Raw genomic sequence first — 17,847 nt, forward strand, 5'->3', positions numbered from 1 at the left:
CGTAGCTTGCATTGATGGAACAGCCTACTATCCGAAAAATTATTCACGTTGACATGGACGCTTTCTACGCGTCGGTTGAACAGCGTGATAACCCCGATCTTCGGGGCAAGCCCCTGGCTGTGGGTGGTTCCCGACAAAGGGGCGTGGTTGCGGCTGCCAGTTACGAAGCCCGTCAGTTTGGCGTTCGTTCGGCGATGGCTTCCTCAATCGCCATTCGCAAATGCCCGGAGCTGATTTTTGTAAAACCCCGCTTCGATGTGTACAAATCGGTTTCCAGCCAGATACGTGGCATTTTTGCCCGATTTACACACCTCATTGAGCCGCTTTCGTTGGATGAAGCCTATCTGGATGTGACCGATAGTCTAACCAACTCAACGACAGCCACACAAGTGGCCAAAACCATAAAAGAACAGATCAAAGAGGAAACCGGCCTGACAGCGTCAGCGGGCGTTTCGTACAATAAATTTCTGGCAAAACTGGCCTCCGATTATCGAAAACCCGATGGTTTATTTGTCATTAAACCACATCAGGGATTAGCCTTTGTAGAGAAATTGAGGGTAGGACAATTTCATGGAATTGGGCGTGTAACAGCCGAGAAAATGAACCAGTTGGGCATCTTCACGGGTCTGGATTTGCGCCAGAAATCGGAAGCGTTTCTACTGGAACACTTTGGCAAAGTGGGGCACCACTATTACAACATTGCCCAAGCTATCGACAACCGCCCAGTAACGCCGGACCGGGAACGAAAATCGGTTGGATCAGAAACTACCTTCGAACAGGACCTAACTGAGAACGCCGAACTGGAGGCCGAATTAACGCCATTGATTGCCAGCGTCTGGAAGTATTGCGAACGAACCGGCGTGTTAGGTCGAACAGTTACCCTAAAGGTGAAGTATGCCGATTTCCAGCAGATTACCCGCAGTCGGACCGCCTTTAGTAGTATCGCCGATCAGGCAACATTCACCAAAATCAGTATCGACTTACTGGCTTCTCTATTTCCGGTGACTAAAGGCGTTCGGCTACTAGGTGTCTCGTTATCAAGCTTACAAACGATAGCTAGCGTGCCCAATGGACAGTTGAGTCTAGATCTATAGTTTCCCGTAGTTTCCTTACCCTTCCTATACATATCTCCAAGATATGGCATATCTCAGCCCCTCACCAATCAGATAGGGGCTACCAATTTGTAGTAAACCCTTGTGGCAACTGGCTTATCGAAATCCTTTTCAATAGCTAAAAAGCTCTACGTGTACCAAACTACCATTTCGTCACCCAAATAATCCGTTAAGGTACTTATCAGATTATATTTACTATTCCTGCTTCAAACACTTTAAGGCCTATACACTATCAGCACTTCAATCATTTAGCGGTAGAGATAGAGTAGGCCTCTTATCAAACAACTACCATTTTACGTTAACTACCATCATTCATAAAACTATTTCCTTAGTAACTTATGGAAAACTCACAAGCATCAGTAAAAAAAACGAAACGACCCTATAAAACGCCCCAATTAAAAGCACTTGGGACGGTACAACAATTAACATTAAAATCCGGGTCGAATATAGATGGGTTCGGCGGTCAGTTTTAAAAAAGGGGAATAAGTTTAATACACCGCCTGGTAACGCCGAGCCGCGCGAACAATTGAACTTAGATTTATAGCCTGTTTCCTATCCAGTCGTATACTGTATCTCATCAAGCATGCACATTAAGGAAGGTTTGTGCACAAGGCAATTTATTTACCTTATCCAGTCAACTCTGGGCTTTGATCCAGTACCATGCCAGTATAACTTAAAAAATCTATTATTACAGTAGGAATTATAGTTTATTCTGCCGACCTTTATCCTAAATTCAAATAAAATGCAAACAGGAACTGTAAAATTTTTTAATGAGACCAAAGGATTTGGGTTCATTAACCCCGATGACGGCGGTGAAGACATCTTTGTCCATGCTTCAGGTCTGACTGATCAAATCCGGGAGAACGACAAAGTGAAATTCAATGTCGAGAGTGGAAAGAAAGGCTTAAACGCCGTAAACGTAGAAATTGCTTAATCGAAAGATATATCAATATATACACTGTAAAAAACATGCTCCCAAGGCATGTTTTTTTTTTGCCCTAATGCGCAATTCCCTATTCACATACGCCTATAAATAAGGGATAGTAGTCCGCACTAACAGAATTATAAAAATAATTTCTTGGTCGCATGGGGTATGCCAGTCCAATTTTGTCATAAGGTTGTACTATAACACAGACCTTGTAGCTGATGGAAAACTTATCCCCGTTTTCTGACGCTCCCAAAGCGTTTCCGTTTGCTATGCCAGAAGAAGCGAACTCCGTGCCGCTATCGACAGACGACCCGGAACTGCTTATTCGGCGTGGTTTTGAGCAAGACCCGAAACTGGGCTGCGAATTGCTCTATCATCGCTACTATCAGAATTTGTGTAGCTATGCCGTTCGATTTGTGCTATCGAAAGAGGTAGCGGAAGACCTCGTGTCCGACGTATTTTTAACCTTTTGGAAAAACGCTACCTACCAGCAAATTACGGTTTGCTACAGTGCTTACTTCTACCGGGCGGTACGTAATAAATCCTACAACTACCTCCGTCAGGAATTGAATCGTACCCAAACATTCGATCCGGACACCGACGAAGACCTGATCGATAGCGATACGCCCGAAGCTATCATTCATTTTCAGGAATTGACCCATCGACTCGATGCTGAAATTCAGGCACTTCCACCCCAATGCCGTCGGGCATTTATGCTCAATCGATACGAAGGGAAACGCTATATCGATATAGCTACCGAGCTGCATATTAGCCAGAAAGCGGTTGAACATCTTATCAGCCGGGCACTGACCCGCCTGCGTACTCACCTAACTAGCGAATGGCTCATTCTACTCAGCCTCATTTCTTTTCTTTAATCCCGATATGGGGTCAACCTGTTCGAATCTGTCGTACTGAAAATGACCGTTGAAAGCCATGCCAGAATCACCACCCAAACAACTTCTTTTTGACTTCTTTGCCGGAAAAAGTACAGCCCCACAAAAGCAGTGGATTGCCGACTGGCTAAAGGAGTCCGACAACAGGGCACTGTATTACCAGTACCTCAATGAGTGGGAAAGTCAGCATCCACAATACCATGTCGATGTGCAGCCTGCCTTAGATCGATTTCGGGCCGCTATGCAGCAAATTGAGACCGCACCAGAACCGAGCCCATTTGTTGCTGTATCAAGCGGTGAATCCTGGAACAGCCGGACGGTCTGGTTCTGGGCAGCCTCGATCCTGTTAGCCCTGTCGATTGGCGGGTATTTGAGCCGGAATTTGATTCGATACGAAACCTATCGCACCGCTTATGGCGAAACGAAATCGTTCCAATTGAGTGATGGAACTCGCGTGGCCCTCAATGCCAATTCTACGCTGCGGGTACCACGCTGGGGTTTTGGTCAGCGTGGCCGGGAGGTGAAACTCGATGGTGAGGCCGAGTTTAAGGTAACGCACCTGGCCAATCATCAGCGGTTTGTTGTCAGAACCAGCAGCGACTTTGCGGTAGAAGTACTGGGCACTGAATTTGTCCTTTACGCCCGCGACCAGCGCCGAAAAGTGGTTCTTAGTCAAGGGAAGGTAAAAGTGACCTATCAGGCAGGAAAACAGGTACTTATGAAGCCCGGAGACTGGGTATCTCTCGGCGAATCGGGTCAGCTACAACGCAAAAAAACGGAGCAACCCGCTACGTTTTCCAGTTGGAAACAACACAGTTTTACCTTCGACCAAACAAGCTTATCTGAAATTAGCCAGCTTCTTTACGACAACTTTGGTTTAACTGTTCATATTACCGATTCTACCCTGGCTCAGCGCCAAATCTCCGGCGTGTTTGCGGCTGAAAAGCCAAATGAACTGATCGAAGACCTCGCCGATTTCTTACACCTAAAAGTTACCCAAACTCCAGAAGGCCTTGCCATTCAGCCCTATACCAATCAATCCGATAACTAACTAATTGTAATTCCTAAACCCTCTTACTCACATGATGCGACCATTACTCAGCTACTTCCCCGTAGTTGTACTGGTACTCCTATTGACCAGCGGTGGCTTACCAATCCAGGCCCAGTACCTGGCATCGGCCCGTTCACTAAACCAGCAACCCACGCGTCCGGCTACGGCAGTTCGTGTTCTTAAAGACGTCCTGAACGAATGGGGGCTTGCCTTCGGCGTCAATATCCTCTATGAAGAATCGACGATTGAAGGACTAACGGTATCAATGGATGCCGTTCGCCAAAATGGGAAACTGGAGCAACGGCTTGATAATCTGTTAAGACCCTTTCGGTTAACGTACCGCAAACGGGGCAAATCGTATCTGATTACGCCTGTCAAAAACCTGGATAATGCGCGTTCAGAAAACACGAGCTTACCCAGCAGCCCCTCTGCCGAATCGGTAGCTTTACAGCCAGTCAATGATATTACCCAGATCCGTTCTGTGGTACCTGTATCCACAACCATGCCCGCCCTACGCCCGATTACAGGACGCATCACGAGCGAAACCGGCGATGGGCTTCCCGGTGTAAGCGTTGTTGTAAAAGGGACTACCATTGGTACAGCAACTGACGGCAATGGGATGTATAAACTGAATGTACCCGACGCTCAGGCCAAAGGCACGCTGGTTTTCTCGTTTATCGGCTACGAAACCCAGGAAGTAACGCTTGGTAACCAGACAGCCATCAGCCTTCAGTTACAACCCACAGCCAACTCCATCAACGAAGTGGTGGTAGTTGGTTACGGCACTCAAAAACGAGAAAATATTACGGGAGCGGTATCGACTATCGAAGCCAAAGTCCTTGAAAATCGGCCTGTTACCAACGCCGTTTCAGCCTTACAGGGAACCGCTCCCGGTCTGATTATTACTCGTACCAGCGGTCAACCCGGTCAGGAAGGTTGGGCAGCTCAAATACGCGGGGCTACCTCCATCAATGGTGATGCGGGTAACAGTCCGCTGGTAATTGTGGATGGTGTAGAGGGCGATCTTTCATTAATCAACCCTAATGATATTGCCAATATATCGGTTTTGAAAGATGCCGCTGCGGCTGCTATTTACGGCGCTAAAGCGGGCGGTGGTGTTATTCTGGTCACGACTAAAAAAGGATCAGCCCAGAAAATGCGGATCGACTATACAGGTCTGTTTACGTTCAATAAGCCTTATAATCAGCCAAAACTGTTGCACTCCTGGGAGCAGGCTCAGTTGAATAACGTGGCCCAGTTCAACACGAACGGCAGCTACGCCTATTCGGACCAGCAGATTCGCTGGCTAATGGACCCGGACACCAACGTTGTCAAGAATTCGTCGGGGGGTTACGACTATTATTTCGACACCAACCAGCTCGACATTCTGACTCGTAAAGTAAGCCCGGTTCAGAACCATAACGTCAGCATAAGCGGGGGAAACGATAAAACGCAATACCTGTTTTCGCTGGGTTATTTTGATCAGAAAGGTGTTTTTAACGTTGGCCCCGATGCTGCCCAACGCTACAATGCCCGTTTAAATCTGAATACCAAACTGAGTAATAAATTAAGTATTGATTCGCGGGTTGCCTATACGCAGGCCAGGGTTCAGGCCCCTTCCATTAATGCTGCTGGCGATGGTGGACTGATGTACAATCTGTACCAGGTCCGTGCCTCCAGAAACCCTATTTTTCTACCCGGTAGCGACGATACCAAATATGCGTACGTAGGAACAACTTCTGCTGCTTATCCTGTCCTGAAAGATGGGGGTTATAATAAATCAATGCAGCATACCATTGAAGGTGTTTTTACACTACGAGCCGATAATCTGGCCAAAGGGCTTGGCCTGCGCTTAGTGTATAGTCCTCGTGTTCAGCAGTTAAACTCGGATCTTTTTCTTCGAACAGTGCCCCGTTATGTCCTGACCTCACCAGATCCAGTGTCGGGTGGCAGTATCAATACAACCAACTCGTTGCAAAAAACTCGGGCTACCACTGTTGCACAAAATGTACAGGCATTGGGCGATTATGATTGGAAAATCGGCGATAAGCACAACTTCCATCTGCTCGGTGGTTTTGAATTCAAGAGCTATAATTACAACTATATATTGGCTAAGCAAACCGCGTTGCTATCCAATGACTTACCAACCTTAAACTATTCCACGCTGGCTACGGCATCGCCCGCTAATGTAAGCGATAATATCCAAGTCAACACCTGGGTTTCGTATTTCGGACGGCTGACCTATAACTATGCCGGTAAGTATTTTCTGGAAGCCAACCTGCGGAATGATGCCAGTTCTCGTCTGGCTCCCGGCTACCAGAGTGCGTTGTTCCCATCGGCATCGGCGGCCTGGCGTTTGAGTACCGAGTCATGGTTTACGAATTCCCTCCCCATTTTCACCGAATTCAAACTACGGGGTTCCTGGGGCCAATTAGGGGGCGCTCAATCCACCAACCCAAATCTGTATAACTATGATTATCAAGCTATTTTACTAAGCGGAAATAATTATCCATTCAACAATGCCAATACGCCTTACCTCTATCAGTCAACCTTACCATCGCTCGGTAAAGGCTGGGAGATCATCGAAACCACCGACATTGGTCTGGATTTCGGCCTATTCAAAAATCGCCTGACTGGTAGCTTCGATTACTACGTCCGTAACAACAACAACGTATTTATCCGACTGAATTTGCCCGCTACACTGGGCGTAACTCCAAGCTCGACCAATGCGGCAGCGCTTCAGGTGAAAGGCTGGGATGCATCGCTGGGCTGGCGGGACACCTTCAAAAATGGCAACTATGCTATCAACCTGAACGTCAGCGACAATACCAACAAGGTAACACGCTACGACGGGCCCTTCGCCTATCTGGAAGGCCTAAATCCCTACCTACCAGGCTTACCACTTAACACCATTTATGGCTACAAAGACCAGGGTTATTTTACCAGTAATGAAGATCTACAATCGCACGCGTTTCAGAATACCAAAACGGGCGTTGGCGACATTAAACTCCAGGATGTTAATGGCGATGGGAAAGTCAATGCCGGTTTAGGTCGGGCCGACGATCATGGTGATCTGATCAATCTGGGCAACACGAGTCCCCGCTATATTTTCGGAGCCAATTTCAGCGCCACCTGGAAAGGCTTCGATGTATCGGCCTTGTTTCAGGGTGTTGGGGAGCGCAAGATGCTCCTGTTTGCCAAAGCCCTGATTCCCTTTACGGATAGCTGGCGGATGCCCTGGGCCATTCATGAAGATTACTGGACGCCCGACAACCCGAACGCCCGCTTCCCACGCCCCTACGTTGGTGCCACCTGGAATACGAACGTATCGGATCATTGGGTGCAGAATGCGGCCTATATACGCCTGAAAAACCTACAGATAGGCTATACGATTCCAGCGCAACTAACTCAGAAAGTGAACATTGCGAAGGCCCGTATTTTTTTCTCTGGACAGGACATCTGGGAGAAGAACAAGATGTGGTATAAGTATTACGATGCCGAAAACCCCTCGAATGCCAGCTTTCAGTACCCGCTGTTCCGCTCGTACTCATTTGGCCTTAACATAACATTCCAATAAAATTCCTTAACTGACCTTTACCATGATTCGCCGTAAAAAAAATTCGGTTTTGTTGGGAATATTCCTGCTATCGGTAAGCATTTGGGGTTGCAAGAACGAACTTGATCAGATTGCCCAAACTTCCGTTACCGATCAAAATTTCTGGAAAACCCCGAATGACCTTGCCCTCGGCTGTAACTATCTATACACCTTTTTGCCTGCGCTGGCTGCGGTTACAGATGCAGCGGCATCGGGAGCAACCCCCATTCCACCTTATCCTGTTCAGGATGTTTATTCTGATATTGGCTCGGTTGCATCGGGCACTCTGAACGAAATCAGTGATGGGTCCCGGTCGACGGCTCCAGCCATGTCGACGGAATGGACTTATTATTACCGATTGATCCGGGCGGCCAATAACATTATCGAGAAGGCAGCGGGCGTTACCGGCGATGCTTCTGCGATTAACCGGTATCGGGGAGAGGCTCGTTTCTTCCGGGCGTTTGCTTACTTCGAGTTAACGAAACGGTTTGGTGATGTGCCGCTCCTCGTAAAAACGTTAACCACCGATGATCCTCAGTTATTCGGCACGCGTACAGCGCGGGAAACCATAATTGACAGTGTGTATGCCGATTTGGACTTCTCGGCAAAATACTGTCCGCAGCCCGATTTGCTCACAACAACCAGTGGCAATGAGTATGGGCGTATTACCCGAAGTGCTGCGCTGGCCTTCAAATCGAGGGTTGGCTTATTTGAGGGCACTCGCCAGAAGTATACCAATATGGGTACGCCTGCAAAGCACCTTCAGATAGCACTGGATGCCAGCAATACCGTGATTACCGAGGGCAAACATTCGCTGTTTTCGTATGCTCCTCGAAAAGACAGTAGTTTCTTCTATCTGTTCCAGTACGCTGGGGAGACCTACACAGCCAATAAAGAGGTAATATTAGCCCGATTATATGGGCAGAATATCACCAATAGCATTTCACCTCACTCCTACGGCCGGGGTGTAATCGAGCAAGGTGCGCTTGTAGCTACCCGTGCTTATATGGATATGGTGTTGTTTAAGGATGGGCTTCCCGCCGGAAAATCAGCGTTCGATTCGACCGCCATCCAGACTAGTACGTTAACCGAATACCGTAACCGCGATCCTCGTCTGGGTATGACAATCTTCCGGAAAGGCGATTATTATGGATCTTCGTTTACACCTTATTTTATCCCGACGACAGCCTATCGGATCAAGAAATATTACATCGCAGCCGATTGGGTAGCCGGCAATAGTTATGTCGATTTTATGGTACTCCGGTATGGTGAAGTCTTATTGAACTACGCCGAAGCCACGTTTGAGCTAAACGGCAGTATCAGTGATGCTGATTTGAATAAAACGGTCAACGCACTCCGGAACCGGGCGACCAACAACCAGTCCACGTTGCTACCGCCTTTAACCAATGCATTTGCCAGCGCTAATGGGCTGGACATGAAGACGGAACTTCGCCGGGAACGTACCGTAGAACTTGCCTACGAAGGTTTCCGTTATTGGGATTTGATCCGGTGGAAGACCGCCGAAACAGCATTACCCCAAGCTCTGATTGGACCGAAGTATTTTCCGAAAGAATACGCAACAGGCACAGCGGCTCCAGCTCTTCAGGATGGCTATGTACTGTACGAAGCAGCCGCCAAACGCACCTTTAACATAAGTCGGGATTATTTGTGGCCGCTGCCCGTAAACGAGCTTGGCCTCAACCCGAATCTCGGCAAGAATAATCCAGGTTGGTAGTCAGATAATGGGTAGGGTAATTGAAAGACTCTACCCATTTCTATGTTGGTCTGGACTGGTCGGCCAGACGTGTTGTCGGTTACTTATAACCGACACGTGAGGTTTCTGGAACGCCAGCCCGGTCAAAACCTCGTGAGCACCTATAGGTTTTAAGAAACCTCAGAGTGTCAGCTATAAGTAGCTGACACCACCAAACTCCATTAACTCAATGATAAGCTCCCGCATACATATCATTCTGATACTCCTTTTCGCTTCATCCATCACTCACGCCCAGCGGAAAGAACGCCATATTCTCAGTCGTTTTTCGGAAGCGGATGTAGCCAGTTCGTTGATTCCTCGGGCAGACTGGAAGCCGTTTCCACAGACAGCGGCTGAGTGGCAGACCCGCTTACCGGACTCACTTCGGCAACAGCTTATTAAGAAAGGTGAAAACTGGTTGGGGAAAGACTGGCCCGCAATTTCGGCCTCACTCCTGCTCACCTCCACGCGTACCGGCGACCGTACGGAGTACTCTAATTTTCAGGCTAAACGGCGGGCACATTTAATGAGTCTGGTATGGGCTGAAGCCATTGAGGGAAAAGGGCGTTTTGCTGAAGACATCATGAATGGCGTCTGGTCAACCTGCGAAGAAACTTATTGGGGTATTCCGGTGCATCTGTATTTGCAGAAAGCCAGGTTAGGATTGCCCGACGTCGAAGAACCCACCGTCGATCTGGTTTCAGCGGAAACGGCCGTTATGCTATCGCTGACCGATTATCTGGTTGGCCCTGTGCTTGAGAGTAAGTCCAAATTGTTGCGTCCCCGAATCCAGTATGAACTGAATCGCCGGGTGCTGAAGCCTATGGAAACCGCCCGATATGGCTACCTGGGCAATGTGGATGATAAGCCCGTTAACAACTGGAATCCCTGGATCATCTCGAACTGGCAGTTGACCAATCTGCTGATGGAGAAAGATGAAGCACGTCGGGTCAAAAACTTGCACTATTCCATGCTGTTGCTCGATAACTACCTCAACAGCCTGGGCGATGATGGTGGTTGCGACGAAGGCCCATCTTACTGGTTTGTGGCGGGTGGAAGCACATTCGATGCGTTGGAAGTCCTGAATCAGGCTACAAAAGGCAAAGTAAATGTGTATCAGGAACCGCTGATCAGAAATATGGCGGCCTACATTTACAAGACGCACATCGCGGGTAACTACTTCATCAACACCGCCGACGCCAGTCCCACCATCCAGGTCGACGCCCCTTTTTTATATCGGATTGGAAAAGCGGTCAATGACCCGCAACTGGTGCAACTGGCAACCTGGTTCTATTCACGTTCCAGCCAACCGATTTCGGGCGAAACCAATACCAAACAACGGGCGCTGTTTGACTGGTTGAGTCTGCCCGAAATGGCAAAAGTTGTTACATCCTCCAGCAATCTGAAAGCACCTGATCTGTCTAGCGTCTGGTTTGCTGATATTCAGCTGATGGGTGCCCGCACCAGCAACGACCGTTTGTATGTAGCCTCGCACGGGGGACATAACAACGAAAGCCACAACCATAACGATGTTGGCGATTTCATTATCTACGCGAATAGTACACCCGTCATTATTGATGCGGGTTCTGGAACGTACACGGCCAAAACGTTCTCGGCCGAGCGCTACAATTCCTGGTACAACACCTCGCCTTACCACAATCTGCCAACCATCAACGGTATTCCACAGTCAGCCGGGCGGAAGTTTGAAGCTACGAACGTGGTCTATACGCATCCGGCCAACACAACCGATTTACGGATGGATATCGAAACCGCCTACCCGCCAACGACAACTCTCAAAAAATGGACGCGGACAATAAAAACCACACCCAAAAATACGATTGAAATTGGGGACGAGTACACGGCGACTGCGCCCTTAAAAAGCCTCTCGCAAACGTTCATGACCATCTGCACCGTCAATACCAGTCAACCCGGCAAACTTATTTTCGAGCAGGTTGGCGGCAAAAAAGTGAGTCTGGAGTATGATGCCACCAAATGGAAAGTCTCGGTTGAAAAGTTGCCACTAGATCAGTCCGACGACAAAATATTCCGGCAGAAATGGCAGGTGCAGGATATCTTCCGAATACTCCTGACCAACCAATCGCTGGCAGCCCAGGACAAATTCAGATATGTAGTATCAACAGTAAATTAACGAGAACGGCGACAGCAAATCCTCCAGCGATTGGCCCATAGGGCCTACACAGCGTAGCGTTGGTAGCCAACAGGTCTTGTACCTAACGGCACAGGATTCCATTCTGTTGACGCTACCTACCAACGCCTTTGGCTGTAAAGGCCCTATAGGCCAAAATTAATCCCGACTTTACATTAAAAAAGCTGCTATTCTGTACTTTCCCATGTCATGAAATACCTGCTGATCATAGCGTCGTTGCTCCTGATTGCCTTCCAGTTTGGGCACATTCCTGTCTTACCCGACACGAACTGGAGCGAATACAATGGCGACGGTGCCCGAAGCCATTTCTCGCCATTGACACAAATAAATCCGGAGAATGTACAACAACTAAAAGTAGCCTGGACCTATTCATCGGGCGGAGCCGATACAACGGGCAACCGAACCCAGATGCAATGCAACCCTATTGTTGTTGATGGCGTTTTGTACGGCGTTTCAGCTAATACACAGACATTTGCGTTGAATGCCGCAACGGGTCAGGAAATCTGGCGAACGAAATTGACCGACAACGGCGGCACCACCAGTCGGGGCGTAACGTACTGGGCGGATGGCTCGGATAAACGCATTTTGTTTGGTGCAGGCAAATGGCTTTACGCCTTCGAGGCAAAGACGGGTAAACCCGTTGACAGCTTTGGCCAACGTGGACGTATTGACCTGAAAGAAGGCATTGAACGACCCGGTGCCGATAATTACGTTCAGCCCAACACGCCCAACACCATTTACAAAAACCTGGTCATTGTGGGTGTGCGCGTCTCCGAGGGCGAAACGGCCTTGCTGGGAGATGTGCGTGCTTATGATGTTCGAACGGGCCAAAAGGTCTGGACATTTCACACCATCCCGCAACCCGGCGAATTTGGCTACGACACTTGGGCACCTGCCAATCCGCGCCAACGACTGGGCGGTGCCAATGCCTGGGCGGGTATGGCCATCGACCGGGATCGAGGTATTGTGTACATCCCAACGGGTTCCGCAGCTTATGATTTTTACGGCGGCAATCGAAAAGGCAATAACCTTTACGCCAATTGTTTGCTGGCATTAGATGCAACAACAGGCAAACGGCTCTGGCATTTTCAGTTTGTGCATCACGACATCTGGGATCGTGACCCACCCGCACCCCCAAGTTTGTTAACCGTTGTTCAAGCCGGAACCGACGGTCGGCCCCGAAAAATTGATGCCGTCGCACAAACGACCAAACAGGGCCACGTTTTCGTTTTTGATCGGGTTACGGGGAAGCCGTTGTTTCCGGTCATCGAGAAAGCGTTTCCAGCCGCTGCCGTTTCGGGAGAATACCCCAGCCGAACGCAACCTATCCCAACGAAACCCGCGCCGTTTACGAAGCAATCATTCACCGAAAAAGACATTAACCCCTGGGCATCGAACCGGGATGAAATCGTAGCCACATTGCGAAAAGCTCATACGGGCAGTCCATATATTCCACTGACGTCAACAATGACCATCTTCTTCCCCGGTACCGATGGCGGTGCGCAATGGGGCGGCTCGGCGGTCGATCCAGAGGGAGTGATCTATATACCTGCCAAGCAAAATCCCTGCTTTTCCTCATTGGTGCTGAAAGAGCAACCTACCGGTAATGCGTCGGTAACGGGGGCACAATTGTACAGCTTGCGTTGTGCCGCTTGCCACGGTGCCGACCGACGGGGAAATCACGATGGTTCATATCCTTCGTTATTGGGACTGGAAGCACGACTGTCCTCCGATGCCGTTCATCAGGTGTTGTTGAAAGGTCGGGGGATGATGCCTTCTTTTTCACATCTTCCCGAAGCCGAACGCAAAGCTATCGTCGATTTTCTGTTTAACAAAGGCAATACGACGCAAACCGTGAGCGCTCAGAAAGCGGGGCTGCCTTATCAGCATACGGGCTACAATCGCTGGTACGACAGCAAGGGTTATCCCGTGAGCGCACCGCCCTGGGGAACTTTAACAGCCATCGATCTTAATACGGGCGAGCATCGTTGGCAGGTACCGTTGGGTGAGTATAAAGAACTCACCGCGAGAGGTATTGCACCAACCGGAACCGATAACTATGGCGGACCGCTTGTAACGGGCAGCAATCTGTTGTTTATTGCCGCCAGTAAAGACGAGCAGCTACGGGCATTTGACAAAAAAACGGGTAAAATTCTGTGGCAGGTTCAACTGCCAGCCGCAGGATATGCATCGCCCAGTACCTATTCGGTAGGAGGCAAACAGTATGTGGTCATTGCTTGTGGTGGCGGAAAATTGAACACAAAATCAGGAGATAAGTACGTCGCTTTTGCTTTAGAGTAGGTATCTGGGTTTACGGTTTGTGGTTTACGGTTGGCTGACGCGTCAGCAAGACCTGCGTCAGCCAACCGTAAACCACAAACCGTAAATCGAATACCCCAAATATGTCTTCCGTAATTAACGTTGGTTTGGTTGGTTTTGGCTTGTCTGGGCGGTATTTCCATACGCCGTTTCTGTCTGTCAATCCGAAGTTTCATATAAAGAAAATCGCCAGTAGCCGTCCTGATGCGGTTCGTGAGTTTGATCCGTCGATTGAGTGGGTTGCTACACCGGAAGAGCTGTTCGCCGATCCGGCTATCGATCTCGTTTTCATTTGTTCGCCCAACGAAACACATGTCGACTATGCGCGAAAGGCACTCGAACAAGGCAAAAACGTCGTGGTTGAAAAACCATTTGCGCTTTCGGAAGCCGAAGCCATTGAGTTATTGGCGTTAGCCAAACAGAAGGGCAAAATCGCTACCGCTTACCAAAATCGGCGGTGGGATTCTGACTTTTTAACGATCAAACGTTTACTAGCCGAAGATGCCTTAGGGGAACTCGTTGATTATGAATGCCTGTATGATCGCTACTCGCCTGTTCCACCGAATTCCCAAAGTTGGAAAGAACAGGCCGGTCCAGGGCGGGGCAATCTGTACAACTTAGGGCCCCACTTGCTCGATCAGGCGCTGAACCTGTTTGGCAAACCCGACACCGTACAGGCTAGCATCCGAATCCTCCGTCCGAACAGCCATGTGCCTGACTATTTCGACATAAAACTGGGCTATCCCGATAAGATCGTTCGGCTTGAATCCAATCTGCTGGTGTATCATAATCAGCTACGATTTAGTCTGCATGGCACCAAAGGCTCGTTTATCAAAGGCGGCTTAGATGTGCAGGAGGAACGCCAACGGCTCAACGAATTACCAAATCGGCCCGATTGGGGGGTTGAACCAGAGGATCGTTGGGGAACGCTTTACAGAGATGGGAAAGCCGAAGTCATTGAAAGTGAGCCCGGCAATTACACCCCTTTTTACGACAACCTCTACGATGCGATTGTGAACGGAGCCGAACCCGCTATCACCCCCGCCGATATTCAACAACTTGCCCGTGTCATCGACCTAGCGCTGGAAAGTAGCCAAACTCAACGTACCATCGCTTATTAATCATGACCACCTACCGCTGGCGAATTGTAGTGCTTCTGTTTGTAGCTACGACTATAAACTATCTGGACCGACAGGTAATCAGCCTGCTCAAACCCACGTTAGAAACCGTTTTCAACTGGACCGAAACCGATTACAGCCATATCGTGATGGCGTTTCAGGCCGCTTATGCCTTTAGCTATGTTGTCTTTGGTCGATTGATCGATACCATCGGCACCAAAATGGGCTATGCGATTGCCGTTTCGGTGTGGAGCATAGCCGCGATGATGCATGGGTTGGCAACCAGCACGTTCGGCTTTGGCGTTTACCGCGCTCTGCTGGGTTTAGGCGAAGGCGGAAACTTCCCGGCGGCCATTAAAACCGTAGCCGAGTGGTTTCCCCGAAAGGAACGGGCACTGGCAACAGGTATCTTTAACTCCGGCACAAACATCGGTGCAGTGGTTGCGCCTATTCTAGTCCCCTGGGTATTGGGGGCTTATGGCTGGCAAATGGCGTTCGTGCTGACGGGACTGGTTGGGTTCATCTGGCTTGTTTTCTGGTGGATGAGCTACGAAAATCCGCAACGGCATAAAAAGCTATCCTCAGAAGAACTGGTTTATATCACCAGCGATGCCGAAAGCACTACCGGCGAATCGATTCCGTGGCTGAATCTCCTTAAGTATCGGCAAACCTGGGCCTTCGTGCTGGGCAAACTATTCACCGACCCGGTCTGGTGGTTTTTCCTGTTCTGGCTACCTTCTTATTTTGCCTCCTCATTTAATCTTGACCTGAAAAAGCCCAGCTTACCGCTCATTTTCGTATACACAGCCGCTACGCTGGGTAGCGTGGGTGGTGGGTATTTATCCGGTTATTTCATCCGCCGGGGCTGGACGATCAACCGCTCCCGTAAAACGGCCATGCTGCTCTACGCGCTCTGCATTGTGCCCATTGTACTGACCCGTTACGCAACCTCTATCTGGGAAGTGGTTGGGTTGCTGAGTCTGGCCGTTGCTGCTCACCAAGCCTGGAGTGCCAACCTGTTTACGCTCGTGTCGGATATGTTTCCCAAGAATGCCGTTAGTTCGGTTGTTGGGCTAGGTGGCATGGCTGGTTCGCTGGGTGGACTCGCCTTCCCCATTGTGGTGGGTGCGTTGCTGGATACGTATAAAGCACAGGGCGATATTACCATCGGCTATAACTACCTGTTTTTGCTCTGCGGCAGCGCCTATATACTGGCCTGGTTATGTATCCACTTCTTTGCGCCTAAGTTGAAACCAGTTGAGTCGATAGAACGCTGATTTTTATGATCTATATGATGGATTAAGATCATTTTTAACCATAGTAATCATAAAAATCAGCGTTCTATATGTATCCCCTTACCATCAACCACTGGCTGACGCAGCACGCTCAATTCCGGCCTAACCATCTGGCGTTCGTCTTTGACGATACACGCCTGACGTTTGCGGAACTGAACCGGAGTGTCAACCGGATGGCCAATGCATTGCGTGCAGTTGGCATTGGTAAAGGGGACAAAGTAGCCACCGTGCTGCCCAATAGCCGCGAGTTGTACGAAGCGTTTTGGGCGGTAGCGAAGCTGGGCGCAGTGCTGGTACCGATGAGTCCGATGGTGCGTGGACGAGGTCTAATAAACTTGCTCAATGATGCCGATTCGGGGTTGGTTCTGACCGACTCTGCCCATGCTTCTTTTCTGGATGAAGTTCGCAATGAGCTGATTATTCCGGCTACAAACTACTGGTTAACCGATGGCGAGCAATCCAACTGGCAATCGTATGCGGCTTTGGGGGAGGCCGCTTCGCCAGAGGAACCGCCTACGCTTGACCTAAGTGGTGACGATCTGTACAACATTATGTACAGCAGTGGCACAACTGGATTGCCCAAGGGCATCATGCATTCTCATTTCGTCCGATCCATGTACGGAACGTTGTTTGCCAACGCCTACCGTATTCGGCCCGAAAGCGTCATTATGCACTCCGGCTCCATTGTATTCAACGGCGCCATGCTGACGTTTATGCCCGCCATGTTCATCGGCTGCACCTATGTGTTAATGAAAGAATTTTCGGTACAGCCCGTCTTACAAACACTGGCCAGTGAGGGCGTTACGCACACGATTCTGGTACCAACTCAAATTGCATCCTGTTTGCGCTACCCGGAATTTACGATCAGTAAAATGCCGGCCATCGAATACATTTTGTCGGTGGGAGCGCCGTTGCTGAGCGAGCAGAAAGAAGAGTTGATCCGACGATTTCCGAATACGTTCTACGAGCTATACGGCCTAACAGAAGGTTTCATGACCGTTTTGGACAAGACTGTTTCGGCCGAGAAAACGGGTTCGGTTGGGCGACCGATCTGGTTTTCGGAGATGAAAATTGTCGACGATGAGGGCCTGGAACTACCAACGGGCGAAGTCGGGGAAATCATTGGCCGGGCACCTTTTCTAACCTCGGGTTACTACAAAAAACCAGCGTTAACCGCCGATGCGCTTCGGAATGGCTGGCTTTACACCGGCGACCTGGGTTACATTGACAATGATGGCTATCTGTTTCTGGCAGGCCGGAAGAAAGACCTGATTATTTCGGGTGGTGTGAATGTGTACCCCAAAGACATTGAAGAGATTATCATTCGCCATCCGTCAGTAGCCGAAGTAGCCGTATTTGGCGTACCTCACCCCGACTGGGGCGAAACTCCCGTTGCCGCCGTCCGATTGGTTGCAGAAGTTTCTATTAGGGAGCTTAAAGACTGGACGAATCAACACATTGAAGCCCGTTATCAGAAGATTTCAGCCATGATGTTACTTGATGAATTTCCGAAGAATGTAGCCGGGAAAGTCCTAAAGAATGAACTGCAGGAGCGCTATAGCGCTATGAGAAAATGGTGAAATAGGTAATCAGTTTTTTCATTCTCACCGGGTTAA

Annotated in this window: 11 protein-coding genes; all 11 read left to right on the plus strand. The window is 49.3% G+C overall.

The genetic code is table 11. The features are described 5' to 3' along the window. The first annotated feature begins 14 nt into the window (after positions 1-14). Positions 15-1,094 (plus strand): DNA polymerase IV, encoded by a 1,080-nt coding sequence (gene dinB / locus H3H32_RS25935; protein WP_182458657.1) that lies wholly within the window; start codon positions 15-17, stop codon positions 1,092-1,094. 760 nt (positions 1,095-1,854) lie between these two features. After that, positions 1,855-2,046, plus strand: a complete 192-nt coding sequence (locus H3H32_RS25940; protein ID WP_182458658.1) for a cold-shock protein — start codon at positions 1,855-1,857, stop codon at positions 2,044-2,046. Positions 2,047-2,258: 212 nt separating this feature from the next. Beyond that, complete coding sequence (locus H3H32_RS25945; protein ID WP_182458659.1) at positions 2,259-2,915, plus strand: RNA polymerase sigma-70 factor; 657 nt, start codon at positions 2,259-2,261, stop codon at positions 2,913-2,915. A gap of 58 nt (positions 2,916-2,973) precedes the next feature. Next, a complete protein-coding gene (locus H3H32_RS25950) occupies positions 2,974-3,984 on the plus strand; it encodes a FecR family protein (protein ID WP_182458660.1) in 1,011 nt (336 codons plus the stop codon). 31 nt (positions 3,985-4,015) lie between these two features. Beyond that, entirely contained in the window at positions 4,016-7,561 is a 3,546-nt protein-coding gene (locus tag H3H32_RS25955) for a SusC/RagA family TonB-linked outer membrane protein (protein ID WP_182458661.1), read from the plus strand. 22 nt (positions 7,562-7,583) lie between these two features. Then, positions 7,584-9,314, plus strand: a complete 1,731-nt coding sequence (locus H3H32_RS25960) for a RagB/SusD family nutrient uptake outer membrane protein (RefSeq protein WP_182458662.1) — start codon at positions 7,584-7,586, stop codon at positions 9,312-9,314. Between the two features lie 208 nt (positions 9,315-9,522). Further along, the gene (locus H3H32_RS25965) at positions 9,523-11,481 is read left to right on the plus strand and encodes a heparinase II/III domain-containing protein (protein ID WP_182458663.1); all 1,959 of its coding nucleotides are present in this window, start codon (positions 9,523-9,525) and stop codon (positions 11,479-11,481) included. A gap of 207 nt (positions 11,482-11,688) precedes the next feature. Beyond that, positions 11,689-13,800, plus strand: coding sequence for an outer membrane protein assembly factor BamB family protein (locus tag H3H32_RS25970; RefSeq protein WP_182458664.1), 2,112 nt, complete (start codon positions 11,689-11,691; stop codon positions 13,798-13,800). 101 nt (positions 13,801-13,901) lie between these two features. Then, the gene (locus H3H32_RS25975; protein WP_182458665.1) at positions 13,902-14,939 is read left to right on the plus strand and encodes a Gfo/Idh/MocA family oxidoreductase; all 1,038 of its coding nucleotides are present in this window, start codon (positions 13,902-13,904) and stop codon (positions 14,937-14,939) included. Positions 14,940-14,941: 2 nt separating this feature from the next. Further along, positions 14,942-16,213, plus strand: coding sequence for an MFS transporter (locus H3H32_RS25980; RefSeq protein ID WP_182458666.1), 1,272 nt, complete (start codon positions 14,942-14,944; stop codon positions 16,211-16,213). Between the two features lie 68 nt (positions 16,214-16,281). After that, the gene (locus H3H32_RS25985; protein WP_182458667.1) at positions 16,282-17,811 is read left to right on the plus strand and encodes a class I adenylate-forming enzyme family protein; all 1,530 of its coding nucleotides are present in this window, start codon (positions 16,282-16,284) and stop codon (positions 17,809-17,811) included. The last annotated feature ends 36 nt before the right edge of the window (positions 17,812-17,847 follow it).

Origin of the sequence: Spirosoma foliorum (genome assembly GCF_014117325.1) — a bacterium.
In the GTDB taxonomy this organism is placed as follows: Bacteria; Bacteroidota; Bacteroidia; order Cytophagales; family Spirosomataceae; genus Spirosoma; species Spirosoma foliorum.